At 44.4% G+C, this 7,365-nt stretch carries 6 protein-coding genes and 3 pseudogenes; 4 read left to right on the forward strand and 5 right to left on the reverse strand.

Annotated elements, in window-relative coordinates:
• Positions 1-229 precede the first annotated feature (229 nt).
• Positions 230-598 (reverse strand): annotated as a pseudogene (locus MiSe_RS46350) (NADH-quinone oxidoreductase subunit D-related protein); the annotation flags it as partial.
• Between the two features lie 432 nt (positions 599-1,030).
• Here MiSe_RS46350 and MiSe_RS46355 point away from each other — a divergent pair.
• Both MiSe_RS46355 and MiSe_RS46360 read left to right on the forward strand, forming a co-directional pair.
• Positions 1,031-2,051 (forward strand): annotated as a pseudogene (locus tag MiSe_RS46355) (SDR family oxidoreductase).
• A gap of 44 nt (positions 2,052-2,095) precedes the next feature.
• Complete coding sequence (locus MiSe_RS46360) at positions 2,096-2,257, forward strand: hypothetical protein (RefSeq protein ID WP_226593689.1); 162 nt, start codon at positions 2,096-2,098, stop codon at positions 2,255-2,257.
• Positions 2,258-2,339: 82 nt separating this feature from the next.
• Here the strand turns inward: MiSe_RS46360 and MiSe_RS46365 are convergent, their stop codons facing one another.
• The 4 genes from MiSe_RS46365 to MiSe_RS46380 form a co-directional block, all read right to left on the reverse strand.
• Positions 2,340-2,624 (reverse strand): type II toxin-antitoxin system VapC family toxin, encoded by a 285-nt coding sequence (locus tag MiSe_RS46365; protein WP_226593691.1) that lies wholly within the window; start codon positions 2,622-2,624, stop codon positions 2,340-2,342.
• Positions 2,625-2,937: 313 nt separating this feature from the next.
• The gene (locus MiSe_RS46370) at positions 2,938-3,174 is read right to left on the reverse strand and encodes a hypothetical protein (protein WP_226593693.1); all 237 of its coding nucleotides are present in this window, start codon (positions 3,172-3,174) and stop codon (positions 2,938-2,940) included.
• A gap of 25 nt (positions 3,175-3,199) precedes the next feature.
• Positions 3,200-3,418 carry an antitoxin gene (locus tag MiSe_RS46375; RefSeq protein WP_226593696.1) on the reverse strand — a complete coding sequence of 73 codons (219 nt, stop codon included), beginning with the start codon at positions 3,416-3,418 and terminating at the stop codon, positions 3,200-3,202.
• On the reverse strand, positions 3,415-4,968 hold the full coding sequence (locus tag MiSe_RS46380) for an NB-ARC domain-containing protein (protein WP_226593698.1): 1,554 nt from the start codon (positions 4,966-4,968) through the stop codon (positions 3,415-3,417). The genes MiSe_RS46375 and MiSe_RS46380 overlap by 4 nt, the downstream gene beginning before the upstream one ends.
• Before the next feature lie 811 nt (positions 4,969-5,779).
• Here MiSe_RS46380 and MiSe_RS46385 point away from each other — a divergent pair.
• Positions 5,780-6,472 (forward strand): hypothetical protein, encoded by a 693-nt coding sequence (locus tag MiSe_RS46385; RefSeq protein WP_226593700.1) that lies wholly within the window; start codon positions 5,780-5,782, stop codon positions 6,470-6,472.
• Positions 6,473-6,535: 63 nt separating this feature from the next.
• Positions 6,536-7,365: pseudogene (locus MiSe_RS46390) on the forward strand (hypothetical protein); the annotation flags it as partial.

Raw genomic sequence — 7,365 nt, forward strand, 5'->3', positions numbered from 1 at the left:
AGCAATCGGAAACGATATAGCGGTTTCCACCCGGATCAGGTACACCTGAGTTTGTGTAGCGGCACAGATGGCGTTTACCAGAATAAAACCAACGGTCAAAATGTAGGGGCTAAGGCAGAAAACTTTCCAGTTTTAAGCAAAGTTTATTGATGCCGTTCCCCTATCGCCAACCAGCCCCTACCACCAATTTTGAGCGAATAGAAGCAATCGGAAACGATATAATTTCCCATTAGCGAGCGACCGAACCCATAATAACGTCGATACTGCCTAGAATCACCACAATATCAGCGACTTTCATCCCTCTAATCAGGTAAGGCAAGATTTGCCGGTTGACAAAATCAGCCGCGCGGATTTTCCACCGCCAAGGGAAAACATGATCGTACCCAAATATAAAAATGCCTAATTCGCCTTTCCCACTTTCGACGCGCACATAATGTTCGCCTTTGGGAATTTTGAAAGTGGGAGCAATTTTCTGGCCGATGTACTGATAGTCAAAACCATTCCATTCTGATTTCGGCGCTGCTGCCAAGCGTTTTGCTTCTAGATTCTCGAATGGCTCGCCGGGAAGACCTTTGAGTGCCTGACGGATGATTTTCACCTCCGATATATTGTGCGGCTTGAAAGCTTTCCTTGGCATAAGCGCCAACCGACTTAAGAAAATTAAACATTGATAAAGCGCTCCCAGCCTGAACAGACGGTAGTAAATATTAGTAACGGCACGTATTTTGAGCGAGAGCCATCTATTAGATGGTTTTGAGTGATAACTTTAGCTGTCTGTTAATTAACTTAACGTCTATCTAAAGTACGAGTCTGAGGTTAAGTTAGCCTGTGTTGATAAATACAAAATTCCTACCTCGCTTGACAGCGACCCACTAGATATTCTTCTGGGGAGAAGGGAATAACATCAATCTACTTCTTTTAGAAGAGGATTGTTAAACAGCTAAAAGTTACTTTTGTTTATTAGCGAGCGCAAATCAATTGAAAAAGACCTGTCTGGGTTGCAATTATTGTTTGTTTAAAGTTAGAAGTCATGGCTATTTCACTTAAACCGCTGCGAAACCAAGTAATTGTCATTACCGGCGCTTCCAGCGGTATTGGCTTGGTGACCGCCAGAATGGCTGCAAAGCAAGGCGCGAAGCTTGTAGTTGCAGCGCGGAATGAGGACGCGCTGCGTCAACTGGTGGAAGAGATCCGCGCTTCTGGGGGTGAGGCGATCTACGTCGTCGCCGATGTGGGGCGAGAAGAAGATGTGAATCGGATTGCGGATGCAGCGATCGCACACTTTGGCGGCTGACACCCGGGTTAACAACGCGGGTGTATCGATTTTCGGTCGCTGCATGGACGTTTCGATACCGGACATGAAGCGCATGTTCGACACCAACTTCTGGGGGGTCGTATATGGCTGCCGCGCTGCTGTCAAATACTTTCAGGAAAGCAGGCGCAGTGGGGCGCTGATTAACATTGGCAGCTTTTTCGGCGATCGCGCCACACCGATCCAGTCCACCTACTGTACTACAAAGCACGCGGTTCATGGCTGGACAGATGCGCTGCGAATGGAGTTAGAGGCGGATAAAATACCCGTTTCGGTAACGTTGATTCACCCCGGTCGGATCGACACGCCATATAACGAACACGCCCGCAGCTATATGCCAAAACAACCCGCCCATCGCGGTATGATTTACCCACCGGAAGCGGTAGCAGAAGCGATTTTATATTCCGCCGAACATCCCAAGCGGGACATGTACGTTGGTTTCCAGGCGAAATTTTTTGCTGTGTTAGGTGCTTTAGCGCCGCGACTGATGGACAAGTTGATGGAAGTGTGGATGTATCCTTCCCAGCAATCGGATCGTCCCTCACGCGATCGCGAGGACAACGCACTCTACCGTCCTGGCTATGGGATGCACGAACGGGGAACCCATCAGGGGTGGATTCGATCGGGTAGCCTGTATGTGAAAGCATCAAAGCATCCAGTTTTCACCACCGTGGCTGTTGTAGCGAGTCTCGGCGTAGCAATTTGGTGGCTGATGGCGTCCTTTGTCCAAAGCTACTAGACCTCTTGCCTCTGTGCTTTCGCTCAAATTCTGGGACGGGCAGGATGCCCATCCCACAAGAAAAAATGGCTCTTGTGGCATGGGCAGGATGCCCATCCCACAAGAAAAAATGGCTCTTGTGGGACGGGCAGGATGCCCGTCCCACAAGAAAAAATGGCTCTTGTGGCATGGGCATCTTGCCCGTCCGATTGCTGAACCTGAAGTAGGGTGCGTTAGGCGCATTTGCCCGTTTTATTTTTGGGCATATAAAAAAATTGCGCCGTAACGCACCGTCAATTTATTAATAATTTAATCTGCCCAATTTTCCAAATTTAGCCCTGGAATTTGTGACAACTCTCTCAGATTATTCGTAATTAGGATAAGCCCCTGGCTGATTGCTTGCGATGCGATTAACATATCCATCGAGCCGATTGCAATACCCCTGGGTTCCAATTCGGCTCTAATTTGTCCATAAGTCTGGGTTGCTCTTTCATCAAATGGCAAGACTTCTAGAGGAATTAAAAACTGACTCAAGGCAGATCTATTTTGCGCTAAACGTTGGCTTTTGTAAGCACCATATTCTAGTTCTGCCACCGTTATGGATCAAACCCCGATATCAGATGGGTTGAGAGTTTGAAATTTTGCCAAAACTTTAGCAGGTTGATGTTTGATGATGTAGATGCAAATATTAGTAACTCAAGTTGCTAGTTACATCCCAAGGCATTGAAACTTTGGTGAGCTGAAAAATCGTGGGTTTGACAGCGAGAAATTAACTCTGAAACCGGGTTGATGACGCCAAAGAAACAAAGGGCGATCTGAAAAATCGTGGGTTTGACAGCGAGAAATTAACTCTGAAACCGGGTTGATGACTGGGGGAATGGGTAATTGTCAAGAGTAGGGGCGGGTTTTACCTGCCATCACCAAAGTTTCTGTGAAAAATTGTTGAGCCAGGAAAGAGATCATGGTCGAAACTTTGGTGATGAATCACCAAAGTTTCTGTGAAAAATTGTTGAGCCAGGAAAGAGATCATGGTCGAAACTTTGGTGATGACCTCGTTAAAGTAGCCCCTACTGCCAATCAATCCAATTCCCAATTCCCAATTCCCAATTCCCAATTCCCAATTCCCAATTTGAATAACTAACAACTTGCGTTAGTATCGAGTAAAAACCTCATGCCAATGCCTCCCTAATTTCTGGAATTGGTTGTTCTCTGGTTTCCATGAAGTCTTCAGAGAATAGGTTTAAACTATCGAAGGCTTGCCAAGGATTTTCTTTGGGAATCAAAATAATGACGCTGCCAATTTTTTTGAGATCAACTTCACTGCCTTGTATCTGAAATTCTTTAGGCAATATGACCGTTTGACTATCCTGACTGTTTCCATTTTTCACCTCTCTATCTGTACTTGATTATCTATTGAATCAAACTGATCTAAACCACTATTAATTTTAAAATAGTGGAGCGCTATAGTTGGCAGCGTACACAGAGTTTCGCTGTTTTGTGTATCGATTTCAATCAGCGATCGCCTCACCAATGACTCTAGCACTTTGATAAACTCCGAATCGCTACATGGCGGTATTTTTGAGCGCAATTGGTAAGGGGGAATCGGCTGGGATTCTGTTGCTATCTGGGATAGTATCTGTTTTTCTAACGGAGTTAGACGAGCGAGTTGGGTCGAGATGCGATCGCTAAAATCTCCTAAAAACAATCCACGGCTTAAAAACCGAGAAATACTTCCCCCAAACAGATCTTGAATCGTCGTCGCGATAATTTTCAAAGCTAAGGGATTCCCGCTAAAGGCATCAATTAGATTAGCGTATTGCTTTGTTTGGGCGATTCCTTTATCTCTGAGTATTTCCCCGGCATTGTCTCCCAAACTCCCTAATTTTAACGAGCGAATTGGCAGGTTTGCTCCTTCTAAAGCAGCAATTTCTTTAGGTTTTTCAGTGCTAGTCAAAATCAAGCAACTCTGATGCTGGGATTTTCCCACTTGTTTCAGGAGTTCCCCGTAATCTTCATATCCTTCTCGATAGATTCCAGTTAACCGTTCAGGGCTAAAAACTGTTTCCCATTCATCCAAGATTATCAAACAGCGATGGTGCTGTAAACATTTAATCAATTGCCAAATTCCATCGGCAATAATTGTTGGATCTCTCGCCGCTAAATTTCTGCTATTTTTAACAGGTAAATAAATTGGATAATCTTCTATGCTATGGTTTTCCCCTATCGGTATTTTTTTTATAAAGCGAGCGATTGACCGCAAATCATCTAAATCTATTCGATTTCTATCAGATAGAGATTCAAGTAAATCTGCTAAAGTATCCGTAATGATTGGAGCATGGCTAAGACTGAGCCAAATCAAATAATCAAACCGCTCCTGAAGCATCACTACCAGCTTAGAGGCTAAGGCAGTTTTGCCAATTCCACCCATCCCCAATATCGCAACTAAGCGGCATTCTTCTTCTACAATCCATTGCTCCAATGTAGCCAGTTCCCTTGTGCGTCCATAAAATTTAGAAACATCCATCGCTAAGCCAAAATCTTGACGTTTGGGAGGGATAGAATGAAGCAACTTTGGATGCACCGTCTCTACATTCGCCTTTTGCTTGTAGCCAGCAGCTTCTAGTATAACTGGAATTTCTTTCCAATCTTGCGGATGGCGCAGGGTGAGAGTTTCAATGTAGCGATACAGTCCCCTCGATAAGTCTACTCTTAGTCCTCTAATATCTCGCTGTAGTCTTGTAGCAATTTTCGGCGGACTTTGACCGCAAAGTATTCCTCGCAGATAGGCTTGTTCTAGGGGTGTCAGTTGTTGTTTTTGAATTCCCGTATACTGTCGTTTTGCTGCTGTTAAGTCCTTGTAAAGTTCTAGGAGGTTCCAGCTAGTAGCCGCTTCTGGGAACTGCTCGGATAGCGATCGCTCCGATTGGGAAGATACCATAGCTCAGGGGAGAAGTTCTCTGGATTTCTGCGTAAGTATGTGATATCTGCTACACCTTAGCTCATTGTTATTCTGGAAATTTGCGATCTCTTTACACAGTTTGAGCAATTGAGCGCTGTTATTTTAATATTTTTTTACTAAAATACACATTTCTTAATAATATGCCGTTCCTGGCAGCCTGATGTCCACAGGACTTAGGCAAAGAAACCGGGTTTCTAGGTTCGTCATCGGTCCAGGTCCAGTCGCTGTAAGGATTATTTGGCAAGGGTTTTGAGGTAAATTAAGACTTATTTTATATTTATCTCCTAACACAACTAATAGATTTCGCCAGAAAATTGCTAATAAAAAACCTAATAACTGTTAGATGAATTCAAAAAGTAAAAATTTTAAATTACTACAAGGAGCGAACAGAGATTGTAGTTGGTAACTTTTTCTTTGCTTGACTCTAATTAACGCAACTTGCTGCTAATTGCTAATCTAGCATTTTTTTCGTTCGAGCCATTAGCTATTAGCGGCTATGCATGATCTCGCTAGGGGCGGGACGAGGCCATCACCAAAGTTTCGACCTAGCTGTCTTTCCTGGCTCAACAATTTTTCACATAAACCCGGTTTATTTCCACACAGATTGATTGGTAAAACCCGCCCCTGGGTGGGTTTAACGATACCATCACCGTTTCGACCTAGATATCTTTCCTTGAGCCACAATTTTTTTTCACATAAACCCGGTTTCTTTCCACAGATTGATTGGTAAAACCCGCCCCTACTTGAGTTAATTAACAACTTTCAACAACTAATCATCGAAGGATAAATTATGGTCAACCCCATAACTGGTTCTCTAGGCCAAAATTTTGCTTACAAAAATAATCCAAAGGGGTTAAACGAGTTCAAACAAGATTGGCTGAGAAATGCTGAGAACCAAGGTATCCAAATATTCGGTACAGATTTCAACGGCAAGCAAACCAACTATTTGGACCCAATTGTCGAAGGTAATCTCACCCTTAAGAATAATAGCTCGGAGACTTACGGGAATATTGACGGCATGGGTGTCGCTGATGTTTATGAAGGTTGGTTCGATGTCGGCAGCAAAGTTCGGGCAGAAATCAACTATAACCCGAATACTCAGCAATCCCAAGCACTGACTTACAAATGGCACGAGCTTACAACCATCACCAATGCGTTTATTGACCTGAGTAGATTTGATCCTAAAAGTGTCGAAAAGTGGGGGGATGAAGTTGGTTACTTGCGAGCATTCAAAAATGGTCAAGAAGTCGATATTTTTGGCGTTCGCATGGTCGATGAATATACGCAAAGCACCAATCAATCTTCGATTAATAACTCCCAATTAGGTGTGAAGTTCACGGCTGATGATGGAGTCAATGGGGATTTCAAGTTTAAAGTATTTGGCAACTTTGACGAACTGGGATTTGAAGCCAGACCTTATGATAATCCCAGTGCTACTGGGCCGACTAACAAATCCGGTATTATCACTGATAGTTCCGAATAGGTTCAGCAAATAAAATATGAGGGAACGGAAGACGCGCTAAAAGTTGCATTTGATAGCATTAATTTGCCTGATACAGTTGACTTCGGTGACAAGGGAAAAGCTAGGGTTACGGTTACTAACAAAGGAAATAGAGTTATCAATAGACCTGTAACCGTCAATCTGATTATTTCAACCGATGAGACAATCGATCGGGTGACTCCAGAAACAGCAATCGATGGTCAAGAGGACTTAAAAAATGATGGCTTGCTGGCAAGAGTGACTGAGAATGTCAAGTTGAAACCCGGTCAATCTACTACGTTTAATATTGCCTATAACAACGTGACTTCTGTTGTGTCGCCGGGAGCTTATCACCTGATTGCTGAAATCGATCCGCTCTACCACAGCAGCAGTAACTCCGGGAATAATATCGCCACCCAACTCGTTTCTGCACCGGGTACGGATGTGGTAATTGACTGGATGTCAGCCTTCTTAAATGCGGTGCAGGAAGATCCGGAGTCAGGCGATCCTGTAGGATCGGCACCACCTGAAGGCACTCGCGCCGCCGCGCTGCTGAGTGCTGCGATTTATGACACGGTGAATGCTTTTACACGAACTCACACCCCTTATTTAGTCAATCAAGTTGCACCAGCAGGCGCATCCTTGGAAGCTGCTGTAACTGGGGCGGCTCATTACGTGCTGAGTTTGTTGTACCCTAATGAAGCGACGCTGCTCAATATCCAACGCGATCGCTCTCTAGCTGAGGCTTCTGGTACGGCGCTACAGAAAACCGCTCTGCCAAACCTACTCAAATCTACCTATGAGACTTGTATCAGCTTGACTTCCTGCTTCCACCAAGGGAGTCGGCTCCTTCTTGTCCGCAGGCGTAAATTCGGGAGTAGCTCTCCCTACTCGCT

The sequence above is a fragment of the Microseira wollei NIES-4236 genome, from assembly GCF_020521235.1.
GTDB lineage: Bacteria > Cyanobacteriota > Cyanobacteriia > Cyanobacteriales > Aerosakkonemataceae > Microseira > Microseira wollei.